Below are 20288 nucleotides of genomic sequence, written 5' to 3'. Positions count from 1 at the left end.
CTCGGGGCGTCACGGCAGCGGCAGGGTGCCCAGGCGGGCGACGAGCAGGGTCAGCGGCAGCACCGCGCCGAGGACCGCCAGGGCCCGCACGGCGGCCGCGTTGCGCAGCAGGGCGGCGGGCGCGCCGAGCCGGGTGAGGGCGGCGGTGGCCGGACGGCGGGCGCGCCTGGCGTCCACGGTCGCGGTCAGGGCGGTCGCGACCGCCGACAGGACGACGAGGACGGCACCCAGCACCGTGAGCGGTCCCACGGGGTGCGCCACGGCGCCGAGCCGGTCGCTCCCGGCGAGTGCGGTGGCGGCCACCGCGCACAGCGCGCCCAGCGGACGCCCCACGAGCGCCGCCTCCTCCTGGAGGGCCCGGCCCGCCAGCAGCCGCAGTGCGCCGGGCCGGTACGCCGCCAGCAGCCGTCCGGACAGGTGGACCACGCCCGGCATGGCCAGCACCATGCCGGTGGCCGTCAGCAGCCAGCCACCGACGACGGCCGCGGTGGCGTGGCCGAGTCCGCCGGGCAGCGGCAGCGTGCCGCCGGGCGCGGCGGCGCCGGCGTCCCCGGCCGAGGAGATCTGCACGGCCAGGCCGATCACGACGAGCGCGACACCCCACGGCAGTCCGGACGGCGTACGGCCCTCGCGGGCGGCGGGCTCCTCCTGACGGGTGCGCCGCGGCCGGAGCACGACCGCGGCCGAGACCGCCGCGGCCAGCGGCAGCGTGGCCAGCAGGGTCAGCGCGCCCGCGAGCGGCATCTCCCGGTCCGCACCCAGTGCCTCGGCCGCGCCGGTGAAGTACGGACCGGGCAGGTCGCCGCGGAGGAAGAGGAAGCCGAAGAGCGCGATCAGCACGCCCAGACCGCAGTTGAGCGCGGAGCTCGCAGCGGCGAGCAGGGGCAGTCCGTGCCGGCCGAGTCCGGCGGCGGCCAGTCCCGCGTGCAGCCGCCCGCTCGGCTCCGTACGGGCCACGAGCACCGACAGGTGGACGGTGGCGGCGAACGGGACCGCGCACCACAGCAGCCGGAGCAGGCCGTCCGGGGCGTCCTCGGGGTGGGCGAGGGCGTGCCCGAGCACGGCGAGCAGCAGGAATCCCGTGCCCGCGGCCGCGGCGACGACCATCAGCCGGCGCAGCAGCACCTCCGGGCGGGAGCCGAGGGCTACACGGAGGCTGAGCACGAGTCGGCGTCCTCCCGCTCCTGTCGCGGCATGCCCGCCGCGAAGCGTCCGTCGACGAGGGTGACCACCCGGTCGGCGAGGGAGACGACCTCGGGCTCGTTGGAGGCCAGCACCACGGTGATGCCGTGCGAGCGGGCGGCGCTGGTCAGCATGCGCAGCACCTGGGCGCGGTCGGCACGGTGCAGCGGCGCGGTCGGCTCGTCGGCGAAGACCACCGAGGGCCGGTTGACCAGGGCGCGGGCGATCGCCACCCGCTGCCGCTCGGCCTGCAGCAGCCGGCCGGGACGCTGGCGGGCGGCCCCGCCGATGTCCAGCCGGTCCAGCCACTCCTGGGCGGCCGCACGGGCCGTGCGGTACGGGACGCCGCACAGCAGGAGGGGCAGCGCGGCGTTCTCCCGGACGGTCAGTTCGGGCAGCAGCTGCGGGCTGCTGTCGATCCAGCCGAAGCGCTCACGCCGCAGCCGTTCGCGCGCTGTCGCGCCGAGGGTGTGCACGGGGGAGCTGTTGAACCACACCTCGCCCTGCTCGGGGAGCAGTTCGCCGGACAGACAGCGCAGCAGCGTGGTCTTCCCGGCGCCGTGCGGGCCGAGGAGGCCGAGGATCTCGCCCTCCCGCACACCGAGGGACACACCGAGCAGAGCGGGTGAGCGGTCGTGCGTGTGGCGCAGGCCGCGGGCCCACAGCACGTCGTTGTCGGGTGGGTTCACGTTGGCCTCTAACGAACGCGGGGAGTCCGGGTCACTGCGGCACCGTACGCGCCCCACGGCCCGGGATCCCGGTCACCGCGGCGTGTTCCGCGCCCGCGCCCACCCGTGCGGCGTACGCACGGGCCCTGTACGGCGTCCGGCCCGCGCGGACGCCGACGGGCCGGGGCACGCGGTGTGCGTGCCCCGGCCCGTGGGTGGCGGGGGGACCGTCAGAGCTTGGTCCAGGCCTCCGTGAGGACGGTGCGCAGGACGCCCTCGATCTCGTCGAACGTCGACTGGTCGGCGATCAGCGGCGGCGCGAGCTGGACGACCGGGTCGCCGCGGTCGTCGGCGCGGCAGTACAGGCCGTTCTCGAAGAGGGCCTTGCTGAGGAAGCCGTACAGGACGCGCTCGGTCTCCTCGGCGGTGAAGGTCTCCTTGGTGACCTTGTCCTTCACCAGCTCGATGCCGTAGAAGAAGCCGTTCCCGCGCACGTCGCCGACGATCGGCAGGTCGTGGAGCTTCTCCAGGGTGGCGCGGAAGGCGCCCTCGTTGTCGAGCACGTGCTGGTTGAGCTGCTCGCGCTCGAAGATGTCGAAGTTGGCGAGGGCGACCGCCGACGACACCGGGTGGCCGCCGAAGGTGTAGCCGTGCAGGAAGGTGTTGTCGCCCTTGTAGAAGGGCTCGGCGACGCGGTCGGAGATGATGCACGCGCCGATGGGGGAGTAGCCCGAGGTCATGCCCTTGGCGCAGGTGATCATGTCCGGGACGTAGCCGAACTTGTCGCAGCCGAACATCGTGCCGAGCCGGCCGAAGGCGCAGATGACCTCGTCGGAGACGAGCAGGACGTCGTACTGGTCGCAGATCTCGCGGACCCGCTGGAAGTACCCGGGCGGGGGCGGGAAGCAGCCGCCTGCGTTCTGCACCGGCTCCAGGAAGACGGCCGCGACGGTGTCGGGGCCCTCGAAGAGGATCTCCTGCTCGATCTGGTCGGCGGCCCAGCGGCCGAAGGCCTCCGGGTCGTCGCCGAAGAGCGGGGCGCGGTAGATGTTGGTGTTGGGCACCTTGTGGGCGCCGGGGACCAGCGGCTCGAAGGGGGCCTTGAGGCCCGGCAGTCCGGTGATGGACAGGGCGCCCTGCGGGGTGCCGTGGTAGGCGACGGCCCGCGAGATGACCTTGTACTTGGTCGGCTTGCCCTTGAGCTTGAAGTACTGCTTGGCGAGCTTCCACGCGGTCTCGACGGCCTCGCCGCCGCCGGTGGTGAAGAAGACCTTGTTGAGGTCGCCGGGGGCGTAGTCGGCCAGGCGCTCGGCGAGCTCGACGGCCTTGGGGTGGGCGTAGCTCCAGACCGGGAAGAAGGCGAGCTCCTGGGCCTGCTTGTAGGCGGTCTCGGCGAGCTCCACGCGGCCGTGGCCGGCGTTGACCACGAACAGCCCCGCGAGGCCGTCGATGTACCGCTTGCCCTTGTCGTCGTAGATGTACGTGCCCTCGCCGCGCACGATGGTCGGCACAGGGGCGTTCTCGTACGACGACATGCGGGTGAAGTGCATCCACAGGTGGTCGTACGCGGTCTTGGAAAGGTCCGCGCTCATGGCTATCTGGTTCCCCAGGTGTAGGTCTGCTTCCGGAGCTTGAGGTAGACGAAGCTCTCGGTGGACCGCACGCCGGGCAGCGTGCGGATCCGCTTGTTGATCGTCTCCAGGAGATGGTCGTCGTCCTCGCAGACGATCTCGATCAGCAGGTCGAAGGAGCCCGCGGTCACGACGACGTATTCGACCTCCGTCATCTCCGCGAGCGCGTCGGCGACGTGCTCGATGTCGCCCTCGACGTTGATGCCGACCATCGCCTGCCGCCGGAACCCCACGGTGAGCGGGTCGGTGACGGCGACGATCTGCATGACGCCCTGGTCGAGCAGCTTCTGGACGCGCTGGCGGACGGCCGCCTCCGACAGGCCCACGGCCTTGCCGATGGCGGCGTAGGGACGCCTGCCGTCCTCCTGGAGCTGTTCGATGATCGCCTTGGAGACGGAATCGATCACGAAGGCGCCGTTGGCGCCCCTGTGATCCGGAGTACGAGTGGCCACGCCCCCACTGTGCACGAGAGGTCAGCCGTCACGCAACCCCCGATCGATGAAATCCGTGGTTTGAGGGCTCGAAACTCACGGAATCCATTGTTTCGGAGTTTCGGCTATGTCGAATACCGCAGTGCTGCAGGTAGGCTGGTGCCCGTCTCACACATCGGACAGGAACAGGGAGAGGTGCAGTGAGCGAGCTCCGTACCTTGCGCAACCACATCAACGGAGAATTCCGCGACGCCGCCGACGGGCGCACCACCGACGTGGTGAACCCCGCCACCGGCGAGGTCTACGCGACCGCGCCGCTCTCCGCCGCCGCCGATGTCGACGCGGCCATGGCCGCGGCCGCGGCCGCCTTCCCGGCCTGGCGCGACACGACGCCCTCCGAGCGCCAGAAGGCGCTGCTCAAGATCGCGGACGCCTTCGAGGCGCGCGCGGACGAGCTGGTGGCCGTCGAGAGCGAGAACACCGGCAAGCCGATCGGGCTGACGGCCAGCGAGGAGATCCCTCCGATGGTCGACCAGATCCGCTTCTTCGCGGGCGCCGCCCGCCTGCTCGAGGGCCGCTCGGCCGGCGAGTACATGGAGGGCATGACCTCCATCGTCCGCCGCGAGCCGGTCGGCGTCTGCGCCCAGGTCGCCCCGTGGAACTACCCGATGATGATGGCCGTGTGGAAGTTCGCCCCGGCGATCGCCGCCGGCAACACGGTCGTGCTGAAGCCCTCGGACACCACCCCGGCCTCCACCGTGCTGATCGCCGAGATCATCTCCGGGATCCTGCCCGAGGGCGTCTTCAACGTCGTCTGCGGCGACCGCGAGACGGGCCGGCTGATGGTCGAGCACCCGACCCCGGCGATGGCCTCCATCACCGGCTCGGTCCGCGCCGGCATCCAGGTCGCCGGCAGCGCCGCCAAGGACGTCAAGCGGGTCCACCTGGAGCTCGGCGGCAAGGCGCCGGTCGTGGTCTTCCAGGACACCGACATCGCCAAGGCGGTCGAGGACATCGCCGTCGCCGGCTACTTCAACGCCGGCCAGGACTGCACGGCCGCCACCCGCGTCCTGGTCCACGAGTCGATCCACGACGAGTTCGTGGCCCAGCTTGCCAAGGCCGCCACCGACACCAAGACCGGTGCCGCGGACGACGAGGACGTGCTGTACGGCCCGCTGAACAACGCCAACCAGCTCGCCCAGGTCACCGGCTTCATCGAGCGCCTCCCGGCGCACGCCAAGGTCGAGGCCGGCGGCCACCGCGTCGGCGAGAAGGGCTACTTCTACGCCGCGACCGTCGTGTCCGGCCTCAAGCAGGACGACGAGATCATCCAGAACGAGGTCTTCGGCCCCGTCATCACCGTGCAGTCCTTCACCGACGAGGACCAGGCCGTGGAGTGGGCGAACGGCGTCGAGTACGCCCTCGCCTCCTCGGTGTGGACCAAGGACCACGGCCGCGCGATGCGCATGTCCAAGCGCCTGGACTTCGGCTGCGTGTGGATCAACACCCACATCCCGCTGGTCGCGGAGATGCCGCACGGCGGCTTCAAGAAGTCCGGCTACGGCAAGGACCTGTCCGCCTACGGCTTCGAGGACTACACCCGCATCAAGCACGTCATGACCTCCCTGGACGGCTGACGCCGCAGGGCGCGAGCCCACGCCACGGCCCCGGCGCGACCCCCGCGTCCGGGGCCGCGGCACGTGCGCGTACGCTCCGGACCATGGAGGATCGAAGATCTCTTGAACAGCGCATACGCGCCTGGCTCGTTGTCTTCGTGGTGTGCCTGGTGCTGAGCGGCGCGACCGCGTTCCCGCTGGTGCACGAGGTGCGGTGGGTGGACGGCTGGGGTCTGCCCGGGGCCGTCGGCGACTGGATCGCCCACGTGCGGGAGGCGCTCGACGCCACCGACGCCGAGTACCCGTTCCTGATGTACGGGACGGACTGGCTCGCCTTCGCCCACCTGGTGATCGCCACGGCCTTCTACGGCGTCTGGCGCGACCCGGTGCGCAACGTCTGGATCGTCGAGTGGGCCATGATCGCCTGTGTCGGGGTCGTCCCGCTCGCCGCGATCTGCATCCCGCTGCGGGGTCTGCCGCTGTGGTGGATGCCGGTCGACATGGCCTTCGGCGTCTTCGGGATCGTGCCGCTGCTGGTCCTGCGGCGGATGACCAAGCGGCTGGAGCACGCCTCCGACGGCGCGTCAGCCGTGCCGGCCGGCGTCTGACGGCGCACGCCGGTCCCGGCCGCCGTGCGGAAAGCGGCTCAGCGGCCGCCGAGTTCCGCGCGCAGTACGTCGATGCGGTTGCTCGTGACGGCGTCCACGCCGAGCCGCTCCAGCCGCCGCATCGTCCGGCGCAGGTCCACCGTCCACGCCGCGACCAGCAGCCGCTCGCCGCGCGCCCACTCCACCAGGGGCACGCGCACCAGCCCGAAGCGCAGGTTGATCCAGCGCGGCCGCAACTCCGACAGCAGCAGCGGCGGCACGGCCGCGGAGGTCTTCCAGGTCAGCGCGATCTCGGCGGCCGGGTCCAGGTCCCGGACCGCCAGGACGGCGGCCGCCTCGCCGCAGTAGTACGTACGGTCCCCGGCCCCCGCCTCCCGGACGGCGGACAGCACCGGGCCCGCGGACGCCGGCAGGGTGAGGTCGACCAGCGCCCGGCAGCCGTCGACCGCGGCCAGCGCGTCGTACAGCGTCGGGACGCCCGCCGGCAGCCGGTCCGCGGCGAGGCCGGCGACGGGGGACTCCACCCCCCACAGCCGCTTCAGCGTGGGGTCGTGGAGCAGCACGGGCACCCCGTCGCGGGTCAGCCGTACGTCCATCTCCACCGCGTCCGCCCCCGCGCGCAGCGCGCTGCGCAGCGAGGGCAGGGTGTTCTCGCGGTGGCGGTACGGGTCGCCCCGGTGGGCGACCGCTAGCGCCGCCATCCCGCCAGGTGGGAGTCGATCTCGGCGGTGAGCTTCGCCTTGCCCGGGGCGTCGAGGAAGGAGGCCTCGACGGCGTTCCTGGCGAGCTGGGCCAGGCCGCCCTCGTCGAGCTGCAGCAGTCGCGCGGCCACCGCGTACTCGGTGTTGAGGTCGGTGCCGAACATCGGCGGGTCGTCGCTGTTGACGGTGACGAGCACGCCCGCGGCCACCATCTCCTTGACGGGGTGCTCGTCGAGCGTGGCGACGGCGCGGGTCGCGATGTTGGAGGTCGGGCAGACCTCCAGCGGGATCCGGTGCTCGGCCAGGTGGTCCAGCAGGCGCGGGTCCTGGGTGGCGCTGGTGCCGTGGCCGATGCGCTCGGCGCCCAGCTCGTTCAGCGCGTCCCAGATCGTCTGCGGGCCGGTGGTCTCGCCCGCGTGCGGCACGCTGTGCAGACCGGCCGCCCGGGCGCGGTCGAAGTACGGCTTGAACTGCGGGCGCGGCACGCCGATCTCGGGACCGCCCAGGCCGAAGCTGACCAGCCCGTCCGGCTGCAGTTCGGTGGCGATGCGCGCGGTCTCCTCCGCCGAGGCCAGCCCGGCCTCGCCCGGGATGTCGAAGCACCAGCGCAGCACGATGCCGAGCTCCGCCTCGGCCGCCTTGCGCGCGTCCTCGATCGCCTCGACGAACGCCCGGTCCGGGATGCCGCGGCGGACCGAGCTGTACGGGGTCACGGTCAGCTCGGCGTAGCGGATGTTCTGCCGCACCATGTCGCGGGCCACCTCGTACGTCAGCAGGCGCACGTCCTCCGCGTCGCGGATCAGGTCGACGACGGACAGGTAGACCTCGATGAAGTGGGCGAAGTCCCGGAAGCTGAAGTACTCGGCGAGCGCGGCGGGGTCGGTGGGCACCTTGGAATCCGGGTGCCGCGCGGCCAGCTCCGCCACGATGCGGGGCGAGGCCGAGCCCACGTGGTGCACGTGGAGCTCGGCCTTCGGCAGCCCCGCGATGAAGGCGTCGAGGGATGACGCGGTGTCGGACATGGGGTGATCCTCCTGCGGGGTGGTCGGCAACCGCCATCGTAAACGCGGAATTGCCTCGGCCCGGTGTCTTCGCAGGCCATAGCATTGCCCGACGTAGCCACCAGGAAGGCAGCGATGTCCCACGACCCCGAGAACCCGACGCCGCGCGACGCCGCGAGCGACACCCCCGCAGCGGCGGCCCCGTCGTCCTCGGCGGCCCCGGCGGACGCACCGCCCGCCCCCGACTACGAGCTGCCCGCCCCGGCCCCGGCACCGACGCCGGCGGATGCCGCGCCGGGCGACGCCGCGGAGTCCGATGCCCCGGCCGGGGACGGGGGTACGCGGGTGCTGGGCGGTGTGGCGCCCGTTGACGCGGTGCCGTCTGCCGATGCGCCCGTCGGCGCTGCGGGGCCCGATGCCCCGGTTGTTGAGGACGCGCCTGCTGCCGTGCCGGTCGCGGATGCCGGGGACGGGGGTACGCAGGTGCCGGGAGGGGTCGCGCCCGCCGGTGCCCCCGCGGGGGTGGGCGACGCTCCCGCCGCCCAGGCCGCGCCCGCGCCTGCCGTGCCGCCCTTCGGGGTGCCCGGGCCGCGGGATCCGTGGGCACCGCCGGTGCCGGTCGCTCCCGGGTACGGGCAGCCCGGTGCGCCGGCCGGGTACAACCCCTGGGCGCCGCCCGTGCCGCCCGTACCGCAGGCGCCGCAGGACCACATGACGCTGACCAAGCGGCCGGTGCCCGAGGACGCACCCGCGCCCGGGCCGGGGGAGCAGCCGCGCGACCCCTGGGCGCCGCCCGCCCCCGACGCGGCGGCGACGGTCCCCCCGCAGCCGCCGTACGCCACGTACCCCGGCCACCCCGGCGACACCGGCCACACCGGCTACCCCGGTCACGCCGGCCCGCCCGGCTACCCCACGTACCCGGGCTACCCCGGGTACCCCGCCCACCCCGGCTACCCGGCCCACCCGGGCTACGCGATGGGCCCCTACGGCGGGTGGGCACCGCCGGCCGCCCGCAACGGCGTCGGCCTGACCGCGATGATCCTCGGCATCGTGGGCGCCGTCATGGCCGTCTCCTGCTTCGGGGCCTTCCTCGGCCTCCCGCTCGGCATCGCGGCCCTCATCTGCGGCATCGTCGGTCTGCGGATCGCCCGCCGCGGCGAGGCGACCAACCGGCCGCAGGCGCTGACCGGTCTGATCCTCGGGATCGTCTCCGTCGTACTGTCGGGCGCGATGATCGCCCTGGTGGTCGGCGGGATCGACGACGGCTGGTTCGACGGGGGGCCGGACGACGACCTCATCGCCTCGCGCAACGGCGACTGGGAGTCGCCGCTGGACGCCGACGGCACCGCGCTCTACGACGACGGGGTCCACGTCACGCTGTCGGACGCCGAGCGGACGGTCGCGCTCCCGAACGACATGCTCCAGGGCGGTACCGCCGTCACCTTCTCCATCGAGTTGGAGAACACCGGCGACGTCACCGCCGACCTGGGCGAGAGCGAGGTCTCGGCCTACGGCGACGACTTCGACGACGAGGGCCTGCGCGACCTGACCACCGGCGTGGGCCTGCCCGAGTCGCTGGAGCCGGGGGAGCGCGCGAGCAGGGAGATCACCGTCGTCGTGCCGAAGGACGACGACGACGGCAGTTTCGAGGTCGAGGTCGCCCCCGGTTACGCCTACGACTACACCTACTGGGTCCTGGACGTGCCGTAACACCCGTGCCGTGCGGGCCTCATCGCCGGACCGCGTCCAGCGCCAGCAGGGCCACGTGCAGCGAGAGGCAGGACTCGACCTGGTCCAGGTCGATGCCGAGGACGCGTTCGACGCGGTGCAGCCGGTCGTAGAAGGAGGGCCGCGACAGGTGCGCGGCGTCGGCCGCGGCCGACTTGTTGCGGCCGGCGTCCAGGTAGACGGTGAGGATCCGGACGAGGTCCGTGCCGTGCTCGGCGTCGTACGCGAGCAGCGGGCCGAGTTCGCGCTCGACGTACGTCTGCAGCCGCGCGTCGTCGCGCAGGAGGTGCAGCAGACCGCGCAGCCGGACGTCCGGCAGCCGGTAGTACGCCCGGCCGCCGCCCGCTCCCACCCTCTTCTCGGAGGGCTGCGCCCGGCCGCCCTCGCCGCGCCCGCCGTGCATCGCGGCGTCCGCGACCTGTGCCGCCTCCAGCAGGGTGCGGCGGGCGTCGCGCAGTGAGCCGACCGAGGAGCCGGCCGCCATGACGAAGGCGGGGCCGCCGTCGGGTGCGGGCTCGGTCAGCCGGGTGAGCGCGGCGGCGAAGTCCTCCAGCGCGGCGTGCTCGTGGTCGGACGGGCCGAGGGAGACCAGCACGCCGACGCCGCCGTCGTCGAGGGTGCCGGTGAGCGCGGTCAGGCCCCGCTCGCGGACGGCCTGGGCCGCCGTCTCGGTGAAGTCGCGCAGCCGGGCCTGCGCCTCCAGCGCGGCGGAGACCGGTCCGCCGCGCAGCCGCAGCATGACGCCCACCAGCCGCCGGCCCTCCAGCGGCACGCCCAGCGCCCGGGCACGCAGCGCCACGTCGGAGACGGTCAGGGCGTGGGTGAGGATGCCGGAGAGGAGGGTGCGGTGCGTCTGCCGTTCCAGGGACTCGCGGTCGCGTTCCAGGAGCCGGTTGAGCGCGAGGGTGGCGGCCCCGCGCTCCAGCAGCACGCTGTGGCGGTGCGGGCGTTCGGCCGGTTCCGGCCCGGCTTCGGGCTCGGGCTCGGGCCCGGAGGCGGACCCGGACGAGGGCGTGGGCGCGGGCTCGCCGACGATCACCAGCCTGCCCCAGTCCCGGCCGCGCGCCCCGACGGCGGTGACCAGCCAGCCGCTGCGCGGGTCGTGGCCGGTGCGCCCGGCCGGGTGGACGCCGCGGCTGCGCCGTTCCCATCCGTCGAGCAGGGCCTCGGGATCCCGGCCCGCCGGGTCGAAGGCCAGCACCTGGTGGGAGAGGTTCTCCAGCACGACGGGCGCGCCCGCCATCCGGGCCACCTCGCGGACGACCTCGCCGGGCTCCGCGCCTTCGACGGACAGCTCGTTGAAGGTCTGGTGCACCGCCTCCGAGGCCCGCAGTTCGGTCAGCTGGGCGTCGACGACGTGGGCGTGCACGGCCTCGGTCACCGCGACGAAGCGCACCTCGGTGCGGAGGGCCACCAGCGGCAGGCCGCGCCGTTCGGCGGCGCGGACCAGGGGGCGGGGGAGGACGTCCGCGTAGCGCCGGCCGAGTTCGACGACGAGTCCCGCGGCGCCGACGTCGGCGAGGCCGTCGATGTAGCGCGCCAGGGACTCCTTGTCGTCGGGCAGCATCACGCCCGTGGTGAGGACCAGCTCGCCGCCGTGGAGCATGCCGGCGATGTCGGCCAGCTCGCTGATGTGCACCCAGCGGACCGGGCGCTGCAGGCCGCCGGAGCCCGCGACGACCTGCGGCGAACCCCGCCTGAGCACGTCCAGTTCCAGGACCTCGGCGACGGTGGGGAACACGGGTGACCTCCGGGGCGGAACGGGGCGGAACGGGGTGGATCGGGGCGGTACGACCGTCCGGTGCGTCGTGCCACGGTAACCGCAGGGTGTAAAGGCCCCCGTGGCACGCCATGCGATGTGTCGGTTGCCCGACGTACCCGGCGCCCGGCATCGTCCACCGTGACGATCTGCTGCGGGCCGACAGGTGAACACAGAATTCGTCGCGTAACCAAAAGGCAACAACGGAATCACTTGTTGGGGCGAGCCTACTCTGTCAGGATCGTCCACCAATCCAAGCTTTGGCCACGCCGCCGAGCGGAGTGCGAGGAGAAGACGATGGACCTCAGCGCGAACGGCGGGTTCGATGTGCGGGAGCGTTTCGCCGAGGGAGCCCAGTACATCGGCGGAACCCTGCGCGGCGGAACCTCCGGCCGGCCGTACTCCGTGGTCGACCCGGCCACCGGCGAGACCGTGTACTCCTACGAACTCGCGGGCACCGCCGACGTGGACGCCGCCGTCGCCGCCGCCGCGCGGGCACTGCCGGACTGGGCCGGCGCCACCCCCGGCGAACGCTCCGACGCCATGCACCGCTTCGCGGCCGTCCTCGCCGGGCAGGCCGCCGAATTCGCGTACGCCGAGTCGCTGCAGTGCGGCAAGCCGCTGCGGCTGACCACGGAGTTCGACGTCCCCGGCACGGTCGACAACACCGCCTTCTTCGCGGGCGCCGCACGGCACCTGGAGGGCAGGGCGGCGGGGGAGTACTCCGGCGACCACACCTCCTACGTGCGGCGCGAGCCCGTCGGCGTCGTGGGCTCCGTCGCGCCGTGGAACTACCCGCTCCAGATGGCCGCCTGGAAGGTCCTCCCGGCGATCGCCGCGGGCAACACGATCGTGCTCAAGCCGGCCGAGCTGACCCCGCTGACCTCGCTGATGTTCGCGCAGGCGGCGACCGGGGCGGGCATCCCGGCGGGCGTGGTCAACGTCGTCACCGGGGCGGGCAAGGAGGCGGGCGAGCACCTGGTGGGGCACCCGGACGTCGCGATGACCTCCTTCACGGGCTCCACCGCGGTCGGCAAGCGCGTCGCGGAGATCGCCACCGCCACCGTCAAGCGGCTGCACCTGGAACTCGGCGGCAAGGCGCCGTTCGTCGTCTTCGACGACGCCGACCTGGAGGCGGCCGTCCACGGCGCGGTCGCGGGCGCCCTGATCAACACCGGCCAGGACTGCACCGCCGCCACCCGCGCCTATGTGCAGCGCCCCCTCTACGACGCCTTCGTCGCAGGCGTCGCCGACCTCTTCTCGGGCATCCGGGTGGGCGACCCGTTCGACGCCAAGACCGACCTCGGCCCGCTCATCTCCCACGCCCAGCGCGACCGCGTCGCCGGCTTCGTCGAGCGCGCCCGCGCCTACGCCACGGTCGTCACCGGCGGCGAGGCCCCCGCCTCGCCGGGCGCGTTCTACCGTCCCACGCTGGTGACCGGCGCCGCGCAGGACAGCGAGATCGTCCGGTCCGAGATCTTCGGCCCGGTACTGGTCGTGCTGCCGTTCGACAGCGATGATGAGGGCCTGGCCCTGGCCAACGACACGCCGTACGGCCTGGCCGCGTCCGCGTGGACCCGCGACGTCTTCCGTGCGGGCCGTGCCACCCGTGAGATCAAGGCGGGGTGCGTCTGGGTCAACGACCACATCCCGATCATCAGCGAGATGCCGCACGGGGGGTACAAGGCGTCCGGCTACGGCAAGGACATGTCGGCGTACTCCCTGGAGGAGTACACGCAGGTCAAGCACGTGATGTACGACAACACCGCGGTCGCCAGGAAGGGCTGGCACCGCACGATCTTCGGCGACCGCTGACCCCCGGCCGCCCCCCCCGCGGACCGTCCCCCACCGGCCCGACAGTCCGTCCGTCCCACGCACCACCGTCCATGGAGGCCGCACCGCAATGGAGATGTTCGAGGGCCTGTCCGAGCCCGTACGCAAAGCGTGGGAACGCAGCCTGACCAGCGGGAGGGCATCCCTCAGCCGGCGCCGGGTGCTCGGCGCCGGCCTCGCAGTCGCGGGCGCCGGGGCGCTGTCCGCCTGCGGCATCCCGGCGGCGACCAACAACCAGGGCGGCGTGAAGAGCGACGACCTGTCCGACAAGGACAAGTCGCTGGTCTTCTCGAACTGGCAGCTCTACATCGACATGAGCGACGACGAGAAGCACATGCCGACCCTGGAGGCCTTCGAGAAGAAGACCGGGATCAAGGTCAAGTACAGCGACGACATCACCGACAACGTCGAGTTCTTCGCCAAGATCAAACCGCAGCTCGCCGCCGGCCAGTCCACCGGTCGCGACCTGGTCGTCCTCACGGACTGGATGGCCGCCCGGATGATCCGCCTGGGCTGGGCCCAGCCGCTGGACCCCACCTACCTGCCGAACGCCTTCACCAACCTGGAGCAACGTTTCCGCAACCCCGACTGGGACCCCGGACGCGCCCACTCCTACCCCTGGCAGGGCATCGCCACCGTCATCGCCTACAACGAGAAGGCCACCAAGGGGAAGAAGGTCGGCAGCGTCTCGCAACTGCTGGACGACCCCGACCTCAAGGGCCGCGTCGCGATGCTCAGCGAGATGCGCGACACCATAGGCATGACCCTGCTCGACATGGGCAAGCAGCCCGAGTCCTTCACCGCGGACGACTTCGACGCGGCCGTCGCTCGCGTCCAGAAGGCCGTGGACGGCAAGCAGATCCGCCAGTTCACCGGCAACGAGTACACCGACGGCCTCGCCTCGGGGAACATCGCCGCCTGCGTCGCCTGGGCCGGCGACCTCGTCCAGCTCCAGGCCGACAACCCCGAGATCAAGTTCGTGATCCCGTCCGCCGGCTACATCTACTCCACGGACAACATGCTCGTCCCGGCCGGCTCCAAGCACCGCAAGAACGCCGAGCGGCTCATGGACTGGTACTACCAGCCCGCGATCGCCGCCGAACTCGCGGCCTGGGTCAACTACATCACGCCCTGCACGGGCGTCTACGAGGAACTCCTCAAGCTCGACGAGGACGTGGCCAACAACCCGCTGATCATTCCCAACGCGGAGATGAAGGCGAAGGCCCATCCCTTCCGGTCGCTCTCCGCCAAGGAGGAGACCGCCTTCGAGGACAAGTTCGCCAAGCTCATCGGCGCCTGACCGGCCACCGCAGTTAGGGACCTGACGACATGACCCAGCAGACCGCACCCCTCTCCGACGAGCCGGCCGGAGCCAAGGACCACGCCCCCGCGGGGGGCGCCGTGACCCTCACCGGCATCGGCAAGGACTACGGCGACTTCACCGCCGTCCACCCGCTCGACCTCACCATCCCCGAGGGCTCCTTCTTCGCGCTCCTGGGAGCCTCCGGCTGCGGCAAGACCACCACGCTGCGCATGATCGCCGGCCTGGAGGACCCCAGCGGCGGCAGCGTCCGCATCGGCGACCAGGACGTCACCGGACTGCCGCCGTACAAGCGGCCGGTCAACACGGTCTTCCAGAACTACGCGCTCTTCCCGCACCTCGACATCTACGAGAACGTCGCCTTCGGCCTGCGCCGCCGCGGCGTCAAGTCCGTCAGGGGCCAGGTCGAGGAGATGCTCGAGCTCGTCGAGCTGGGCCACCTCGCCCGCCGCAAGCCGCACCAGCTCTCCGGCGGCCAGCAGCAGCGCGTCGCCGTCGCCCGCGCCCTGATCAACCACCCCAAGGTGCTCCTCCTCGACGAACCGCTGGGCGCCCTGGACCTGAAGCTGCGACGGCAGATGCAGCTGGAGCTCAAGCGCATCCAGACCGAGGTGGGCATCACCTTCGTGCACGTCACGCACGACCAGGAGGAGGCCATGACCATGGCCGACACCATCGCCGTGATGAACGCCGGCCGCATCGAGCAGCTCGGCGCGCCCACCGACCTGTACGAGAACCCGCGCACCACCTTCGTCGCCAACTTCCTCGGCCAGTCCAACCTCATCGAGGCCCAGGTCGCCGGCACCAGCAGCGACGACCTGCTGCTCAGCGTCGGCGACGGCCGGCTGGCGATGCCCACCGCGCGCTGCGTCCCCTCCGTGCAGGCGGGCGACAAGCTCCTCGCCGGGGTACGCCCGGAGAAGATCACCATCGTGCACGCCGACGACGCTGCCGAGGTCCCCGAGGGCCGCAACAGGATCACCGGCCGGATCGTCGACGCCAGCTTCATCGGCGTCTCCACCCAGTACGTCGTCAACAGCCCCTGGTGCCCCGAGCTGGCCGTCTTCGCGCAGAACGTGGAGCGCGACGGCCGCCTCGTCCCCGGCGCCGAGGTGGTGCTGCACTGGAGCCCGGCGCACACCTTCGGCCTCGACGCCGCGCAGGACATCGAGGCGGGGGAGGTCAACGCGTAATGGCCGCCCTGTCCACCGCCCCCGCGGGGGCACCGGCGCAGAACCCGCCGGAGCCGTCCGGCTCCGCCGCCCGGCGGCGCAGACTCGTGCCGTACTGGCTGCTGCTGCCCGGCATCCTGTGGCTGCTGGTCTTCTTCGCCGCCCCGATGGTCTACCAGGCCTCGACCTCCGTGCAGACCGGCTCCCTGGAGACCGGCTACCGCGTCACCTGGCACTTCGCCACCTACTGGGACGCTTTCACCGAGTACGACGTCTTCTACCTGCGGTCGCTGGTCTACGCAGGCATCGCCACCGTGCTGTGCCTGGCGATCGGCTACCCGCTGGCGTACACCATCGCCTTCAAGGCGGGCCGCTGGCGGAACGTGCTGCTGGTCATGGTCATCGCGCCGTTCTTCACCAGCTTCCTGATCCGCACCCTGGCCTGGAAGACGATCCTCGCGGACGACGGCTACGTCGTGACCGCGCTGGACAAGCTGCACGTCCTGAACGTCACCGCGTCCCTCGGCATCACCGCCGACGACCGCGTGCTCGCCACGCCGCTCGCGGTGGTGTGCGGCCTGACGTACAACTTCCTGCCCTTCATGATCCTGCCGCTCTACAGCTCCCTGGAGCGCATCGACCCGCGGTTGCACGAGGCGGCGGGCGACCTGTACGCCCGGCCCTTCACCACCTTCCGCAAGGTGACCTTCCCGATCTCGCTGCCCGGCGTCGTGGCCGGCACGCTGCTCACCTTCATCCCCGCCTCCGGCGACTACATCAACGCCGAACTGCTGGGCAGCCCCAGCGAGCAGATGATCGGCAACGTCATCCAGTCCAAGTTCCTGACGGTGCTCGACTACCCGACCGCCGCCGCACTGTCCTTCATCCTCATGGCCGCGATCCTCGTGATCGTGTCCGTCTACATCCGCAGGGCGGGGACGGAGGAACTGGTCTGATGCCCGTGCTGAACTGGGTGCGACGGCACCTCGTCGTCTTCGCCGGCGTGGCCGCGCTCGCCTACATGACGATCCCCAACGTGATCGTCCTGGTCTTCTCCTTCAACCAGCCCAAGGGCCGCTTCAACTACTCCTGGAACCACTTCTCGCTCGACGCCTGGACGAACCCCTGCGGCGTCGGCGACATGTGCGACTCGGTGTCGCTGTCCCTGCAGATCGCCGTCCTCGCCACCCTCGGCGCCACCGTCCTCGGCACCATGGTCGCCTTCGCGCTCGGCCGCCACCGCTTCCGCGGCCGCGGCCCGGTGACCGGCCTGATCTGGCTGCCGATGGCGATGCCCGAGATCGTGATGGGCGCCTCGCTGGGCACCCTGTTCCTCAACATGCGCATCCAGTTCGGCTTCTGGACGATCCTCATCGCGCACATCATGTTCTGCCTCAGCTTCGTGGTGACGGCGGTCAAGGCGCGCGTGATGAGCATGGACCCGCGACTGGAGCAGGCCGCCCAGGACCTCTACGCCACCCCGTGGTCGACGTTCTGGCGGATCACCTTCCCGATCGCCGCGCCCGGCATCGCGGCGGGCGCGCTGCTGAGCTTCGCGATCTCCATCGACGACTTCATCATCACGCAGTTCAACGCCGGCCCGGCCACCGTGACCTTCCCGATGTTCGTCTGGGGCGCCGCCCAGAAGGGCCTGCCCGTCCAGGTGAACGTCATCGGCACGCTGATGTTCGTCGTGGCGGTGCTCTGCGTCGTCGTCGGACAGCTGCTCAGCCGCCGCAGGAAAGCCCATAGTTGACCCGCCGACCGCATCCGCAAAGGTGTGAGACCCCATGGACCCAGCCCGTTCGCTCGCCGACGCGCAGCCGACACCGTTCTGGCTGGAGGACCCCGGCAGGCCGCGGGCGGGATCGGCCCTCGTGGGCGACGAGCACTGCGACCTGCTGGTGGTCGGCGGCGGCTACACCGGGCTGTGGACCGCGCTGCTGGCCAAGGAACGCGACCCGCGCCGCGACGTCGTCCTGATCGAGGCCAAGGAGGTGGGCTGGGCGGCGTCCGGCCGCAACGGCGGCTTCTGCGCCGCCAGCCTCACCCACGGCCTGGCCAACGGACTCGCCCGCTGGCCCGAGGAGTTCGGGCAGCTGGAGGAGCTGGGCAACCGCAACCTCGACGGCATCGAGGAGGCGGTCGCCCGCTACTCCATCGACTGCGACTTCGAACGCACCGGGGAGATCGACGTCGCCACCGAGCCCTACCAGCTCGACGACCTCCGGGCGTCCGCCGAGGAGGCCGCCCGGCACGGTGTCGAACTGGAACTGCTCGACCGCGACCAGGTCCGCGCCGAGGTCGACTCGCCCACCTTCGTCGGCGGCCTGTGGGACCGCCGCGGCGTCGCCATGCTGCACCCCGCCAAGCTCGCCTGGGGCCTGCGGCGCGCCTGCGAGGAACTGGGCGTACGCGTCTACGAGCACACCCGCGCCACCCAGCTCGCCCACAACGGCTCCGGCACGGCCGTGCGCACCCCCTACGGGCGGGTCTTCGCCCGGCACGTCGCGCTCGGCACCAACGTCTTCCCCTCGCTGGTGCGCCGGGTGCGCCACTACATCGTCCCCGTCTACGACTACGCGCTGGTGACCGAGCCGCTGACGCCGCAGCAGCTCGGCGCCGTCGGCTGGAAGAACCGCCAGGGACTCGGCGACAGCGCCAACCAGTTCCACTACTTCCGGCTCACCGCCGACAACCGCGTGCTGTGGGGCGGCTACGACGCCATCTACCCCTACGGCGGACGTCTGGACGCCGCCCGGGACGAACGCCCGGAGACCTACCTGAAGCTCGCGGAACACTTCTTCCGCTGCTTCCCGCAACTGGAGGGCGTGCGCTTCACCCACGCCTGGGGCGGCGCGATCGACACCTGCTCGCGCTTCTCCGCCTTCTACGGCACCGCACACGACGGGAAGGTCGCGTACGCCGCCGGCTACACCGGCCTCGGTGTCGGCGCCACCCGCTTCGGCGCCGACGTCATGCTCGACCTGCTCTCCGGCGGACCCACCGAACGCACCACGCTGCGCATGGTGCGCACCAAGCCGCTGCCCTTCCCGCCCGAGCCGCTGGCGTGGGCGGGGATCGGCCTCACCAAGTGGTCACTGGACCGCGCCGACCGCAACGCCGGGCGGCGCAACCTGTGGCTCAAGGCGATGGACCGGCTGGGCCTCGGCTTCGACAGCTGACCGGCGGTCCCGCACCCCGCGCGAGCCCCGTGATGCGGATCACCCCATCGGGCGTGGTGAAACCCGCGTAATGATCCGTCCCCGGCCCCCTCTCTCCGCGTGACAGCACGACAGCGCACACACGGAACGGAGGAACCGGCATGGTGGGCACAGACGCGCGGGGCGCGGTCGAATGGCTGGTTTCCGTGGCACCCGACCCCGACGCCACCCGGTGGGAATGGGAGCGCCATCCCCTCGGGGTGACGCTCCTGCCCGCCGGGAGGCTGTGGGACGTCCTCATCCTCACCGGCGAACTGGGCTACCCGACGCTCGACGTCCTCACCCGTCTCGTCGACCGCCCGGGCCCGGTCCTGGCCGACTTCGGGGACTCCCGCATGGGCTGGTTCGTGCCCCCGGGCACCGCCGCCCGCTGGGTCGGCACCGGAGTGCGCACCGCGGGCCCCGGCACCTGGATCGTGGTCCCCTACCCCGGCCGCGCCACCGGGGGCGTCCGCTGGCTCGTACCGCCCGACGGCACGGGCAACCTCACCGACCCCGGCGTCCTGGAACTGGCCATGCACGAGGCGGCCGCCCACCTGGCGGGACGGCGGGGCCGTGATCCGGGCGCGTGACCCGGCGGACGGGGGCCCGCCCGTCGTACGCCCCCGTGCGCGACACTGGTTCCATGATCCCGACGGAAGGCGGCCGGTCCCGGAGCGGCCGCGGATACCCGGGCGCGCGGCGGTGCGCCCCCGTTCCCGCGGCGGGCTGAGATGGCCCTCCCGCCCGGCCTCGCGCACCTCGTCGAGACCGCCCTGCCCGTCTGCGGGCGCCACGGCCTGGCCGTGGCGGGCGGCCTCGCGCTGATCGCGCACGGCTTCGACCGCCGTCCCTCCCGCCACCTCGACCTGGTCACCTTCAGCTCCACCCCGGTCGGCGACATCGGGGCCGCGCTCGCCACCGCCTGCACCGGGGCCGGCTACGAAGTGGCCCCGCTGCCCGGCACACCGCTCGCCGCCCACCTCGGGGTCACCGAGCCGGGGGAGGCCGGCCGCACGGTCCACGTGGCCAAACAGCCGCTCTCCCGTCCCCCGGTCCCCGTCGCACTCGGCCTGTCCGGGCCCGTGCCGGTGGTGGCGCTGGAGGACTGCGCCGCCCTGAAGGTGGCCGCCGTCGCCGACCGCGCCACGGTCCGCGACCTCGTCGACGTCCACGCCCTGACCACCTGGTTCACCCCGGGGGAGCTGCTGACGATGGCCGTCCACCTCGACGAGGACCTCCAGCCGCGCCTGCTCGCCGACCGCCTCGACAAGCTCGTCGAGGCCGACGACGCGGCGTACGCGGCGCAGGGACTGGACGGCGCGGGCACCGACGCCGTCAAACGCTGGGCCTTCGACTGGGCGCAGGACATCCGGCTGGACCTCATGGAGGGCATGGAGCACCCCGACGAGCTCTACGACCTGTAAAGCTCCC

General features: G+C 72.3%; 18 protein-coding genes. 11 read left to right on the top strand and 7 right to left on the bottom strand.

Translation table 11 applies throughout. The features are described 5' to 3' along the window. Positions 1-9: 9 nt before the first annotated feature. The 4 genes from ABZ479_RS31295 to ABZ479_RS31280 form a co-directional block, all read right to left on the bottom strand. The gene (locus ABZ479_RS31295; RefSeq protein WP_500464713.1) at positions 10-1164 is read right to left on the bottom strand and encodes a hypothetical protein; all 1155 of its coding nucleotides are present in this window, start codon (positions 1162-1164) and stop codon (positions 10-12) included. Continuing rightward, the gene (locus ABZ479_RS31290) at positions 1146-1871 is read right to left on the bottom strand and encodes an ABC transporter ATP-binding protein (protein ID WP_500464712.1); all 726 of its coding nucleotides are present in this window, start codon (positions 1869-1871) and stop codon (positions 1146-1148) included. The genes ABZ479_RS31295 and ABZ479_RS31290 overlap by 19 nt, the downstream gene beginning before the upstream one ends. Positions 1872-2080: 209 nt before the next feature. Next, on the bottom strand, positions 2081-3442 hold the full coding sequence (locus ABZ479_RS31285) for an aspartate aminotransferase family protein (protein ID WP_500464711.1): 1362 nt from the start codon (positions 3440-3442) through the stop codon (positions 2081-2083). Positions 3443-3444: 2 nt separating this feature from the next. Beyond that, positions 3445-3948, bottom strand: a complete 504-nt coding sequence (locus tag ABZ479_RS31280) for an Lrp/AsnC family transcriptional regulator (RefSeq protein WP_500464710.1) — start codon at positions 3946-3948, stop codon at positions 3445-3447. A gap of 164 nt (positions 3949-4112) precedes the next feature. Between ABZ479_RS31280 and ABZ479_RS31275 the strand changes: the two genes are divergently transcribed. Together ABZ479_RS31275 and ABZ479_RS31270 are read left to right on the top strand one after the other, a co-directional pair. Beyond that, complete coding sequence (locus ABZ479_RS31275; RefSeq protein ID WP_500464709.1) at positions 4113-5549, top strand: gamma-aminobutyraldehyde dehydrogenase; 1437 nt, start codon at positions 4113-4115, stop codon at positions 5547-5549. 83 nt (positions 5550-5632) lie between these two features. Beyond that, positions 5633-6136: a hypothetical protein gene (locus tag ABZ479_RS31270; protein WP_500464708.1), complete on the top strand. Its 504-nt coding sequence runs from the start codon at positions 5633-5635 to the stop codon at positions 6134-6136. Between the two features lie 38 nt (positions 6137-6174). On the opposite strand, the gene ABZ479_RS31265 is transcribed toward ABZ479_RS31270, so the two are convergent. Then, a complete protein-coding gene (locus tag ABZ479_RS31265) occupies positions 6175-6837 on the bottom strand; it encodes a glycerophosphodiester phosphodiesterase (protein ID WP_500464707.1) in 663 nt (220 codons plus the stop codon). Continuing rightward, positions 6825-7859: an adenosine deaminase gene (locus tag ABZ479_RS31260; protein WP_500464706.1), complete on the bottom strand. Its 1035-nt coding sequence runs from the start codon at positions 7857-7859 to the stop codon at positions 6825-6827. Before ABZ479_RS31260 ends, ABZ479_RS31265 begins: the two co-directional genes overlap by 13 nt. A 114-nt stretch (positions 7860-7973) precedes the next feature. On the opposite strand from ABZ479_RS31260, the gene ABZ479_RS31255 reads away from it, so the two are divergent. Further along, the gene (locus ABZ479_RS31255) at positions 7974-9548 is read left to right on the top strand and encodes a DUF4190 domain-containing protein (protein WP_500464705.1); all 1575 of its coding nucleotides are present in this window, start codon (positions 7974-7976) and stop codon (positions 9546-9548) included. Between the two features lie 19 nt (positions 9549-9567). On the opposite strand, the gene ABZ479_RS31250 is transcribed toward ABZ479_RS31255, so the two are convergent. After that, on the bottom strand, positions 9568-11307 hold the full coding sequence (locus ABZ479_RS31250) for a PucR family transcriptional regulator (RefSeq protein WP_500464704.1): 1740 nt from the start codon (positions 11305-11307) through the stop codon (positions 9568-9570). Positions 11308-11622: 315 nt separating this feature from the next. On the opposite strand from ABZ479_RS31250, the gene ABZ479_RS31245 reads away from it, so the two are divergent. From ABZ479_RS31245 to ABZ479_RS31210, 8 genes are all read left to right on the top strand, one after another. Then, positions 11623-13140, top strand: coding sequence for a gamma-aminobutyraldehyde dehydrogenase (locus ABZ479_RS31245; RefSeq protein ID WP_500464703.1), 1518 nt, complete (start codon positions 11623-11625; stop codon positions 13138-13140). Positions 13141-13228: 88 nt separating this feature from the next. Beyond that, positions 13229-14458, top strand: a complete 1230-nt coding sequence (locus ABZ479_RS31240; RefSeq protein WP_500464702.1) for a polyamine ABC transporter substrate-binding protein — start codon at positions 13229-13231, stop codon at positions 14456-14458. A 29-nt stretch (positions 14459-14487) separates the two neighbouring features. Continuing rightward, positions 14488-15672, top strand: a complete 1185-nt coding sequence (locus tag ABZ479_RS31235) for an ABC transporter ATP-binding protein (protein ID WP_500464701.1) — start codon at positions 14488-14490, stop codon at positions 15670-15672. Next, positions 15672-16607 carry an ABC transporter permease gene (locus tag ABZ479_RS31230; protein ID WP_500464700.1) on the top strand — a complete coding sequence of 312 codons (936 nt, stop codon included), beginning with the start codon at positions 15672-15674 and terminating at the stop codon, positions 16605-16607. Before ABZ479_RS31235 ends, ABZ479_RS31230 begins: the two co-directional genes overlap by 1 nt. Beyond that, positions 16607-17407 carry an ABC transporter permease gene (locus ABZ479_RS31225; protein ID WP_499602123.1) on the top strand — a complete coding sequence of 267 codons (801 nt, stop codon included), beginning with the start codon at positions 16607-16609 and terminating at the stop codon, positions 17405-17407. Before ABZ479_RS31230 ends, ABZ479_RS31225 begins: the two co-directional genes overlap by 1 nt. A 34-nt stretch (positions 17408-17441) precedes the next feature. After that, entirely contained in the window at positions 17442-18836 is a 1395-nt protein-coding gene (locus tag ABZ479_RS31220; protein ID WP_500464699.1) for an NAD(P)/FAD-dependent oxidoreductase, read from the top strand. A 140-nt stretch (positions 18837-18976) separates the two neighbouring features. After that, the gene (locus ABZ479_RS31215; RefSeq protein WP_500464698.1) at positions 18977-19447 is read left to right on the top strand and encodes a hypothetical protein; all 471 of its coding nucleotides are present in this window, start codon (positions 18977-18979) and stop codon (positions 19445-19447) included. A 141-nt stretch (positions 19448-19588) separates the two neighbouring features. Continuing rightward, positions 19589-20281 carry a nucleotidyl transferase AbiEii/AbiGii toxin family protein gene (locus ABZ479_RS31210; protein ID WP_500464697.1) on the top strand — a complete coding sequence of 231 codons (693 nt, stop codon included), beginning with the start codon at positions 19589-19591 and terminating at the stop codon, positions 20279-20281. The last annotated feature ends 7 nt before the right edge of the window (positions 20282-20288 follow it).

The organism is Streptomyces sp. NPDC005722, assembly GCF_040630935.1.
GTDB lineage: Bacteria > Actinomycetota > Actinomycetes > Streptomycetales > Streptomycetaceae > Actinacidiphila.
This window is presented reverse-complemented; position numbering and strand designations above follow the sequence as displayed.

Coding starts and splice junctions, on each gene's coding strand:
- ABZ479_RS31285 (WP_500464711.1), bottom strand. CDS start 3,442: ATGAGCGCGGACCTTTCCAAGACCGCGTACGACCACCTGTGGATGCAC.
- ABZ479_RS31270 (WP_500464708.1), top strand. CDS start 5,633: ATGGAGGATCGAAGATCTCTTGAACAGCGCATACGCGCCTGGCTCGTT.
- ABZ479_RS31265 (WP_500464707.1), bottom strand. CDS start 6,837: ATGGCGGCGCTAGCGGTCGCCCACCGGGGCGACCCGTACCGCCACCGC.
- ABZ479_RS31260 (WP_500464706.1), bottom strand. CDS start 7,859: ATGTCCGACACCGCGTCATCCCTCGACGCCTTCATCGCGGGGCTGCCG.
- ABZ479_RS31255 (WP_500464705.1), top strand. CDS start 7,974: ATGTCCCACGACCCCGAGAACCCGACGCCGCGCGACGCCGCGAGCGAC.
- ABZ479_RS31245 (WP_500464703.1), top strand. CDS start 11,623: ATGGACCTCAGCGCGAACGGCGGGTTCGATGTGCGGGAGCGTTTCGCC.
- ABZ479_RS31240 (WP_500464702.1), top strand. CDS start 13,229: ATGGAGATGTTCGAGGGCCTGTCCGAGCCCGTACGCAAAGCGTGGGAA.
- ABZ479_RS31235 (WP_500464701.1), top strand. CDS start 14,488: ATGACCCAGCAGACCGCACCCCTCTCCGACGAGCCGGCCGGAGCCAAG.
- ABZ479_RS31230 (WP_500464700.1), top strand. CDS start 15,672: ATGGCCGCCCTGTCCACCGCCCCCGCGGGGGCACCGGCGCAGAACCCG.
- ABZ479_RS31225 (WP_499602123.1), top strand. CDS start 16,607: ATGCCCGTGCTGAACTGGGTGCGACGGCACCTCGTCGTCTTCGCCGGC.
- ABZ479_RS31220 (WP_500464699.1), top strand. CDS start 17,442: ATGGACCCAGCCCGTTCGCTCGCCGACGCGCAGCCGACACCGTTCTGG.
- ABZ479_RS31215 (WP_500464698.1), top strand. CDS start 18,977: ATGGTGGGCACAGACGCGCGGGGCGCGGTCGAATGGCTGGTTTCCGTG.
- ABZ479_RS31210 (WP_500464697.1), top strand. CDS start 19,589: ATGGCCCTCCCGCCCGGCCTCGCGCACCTCGTCGAGACCGCCCTGCCC.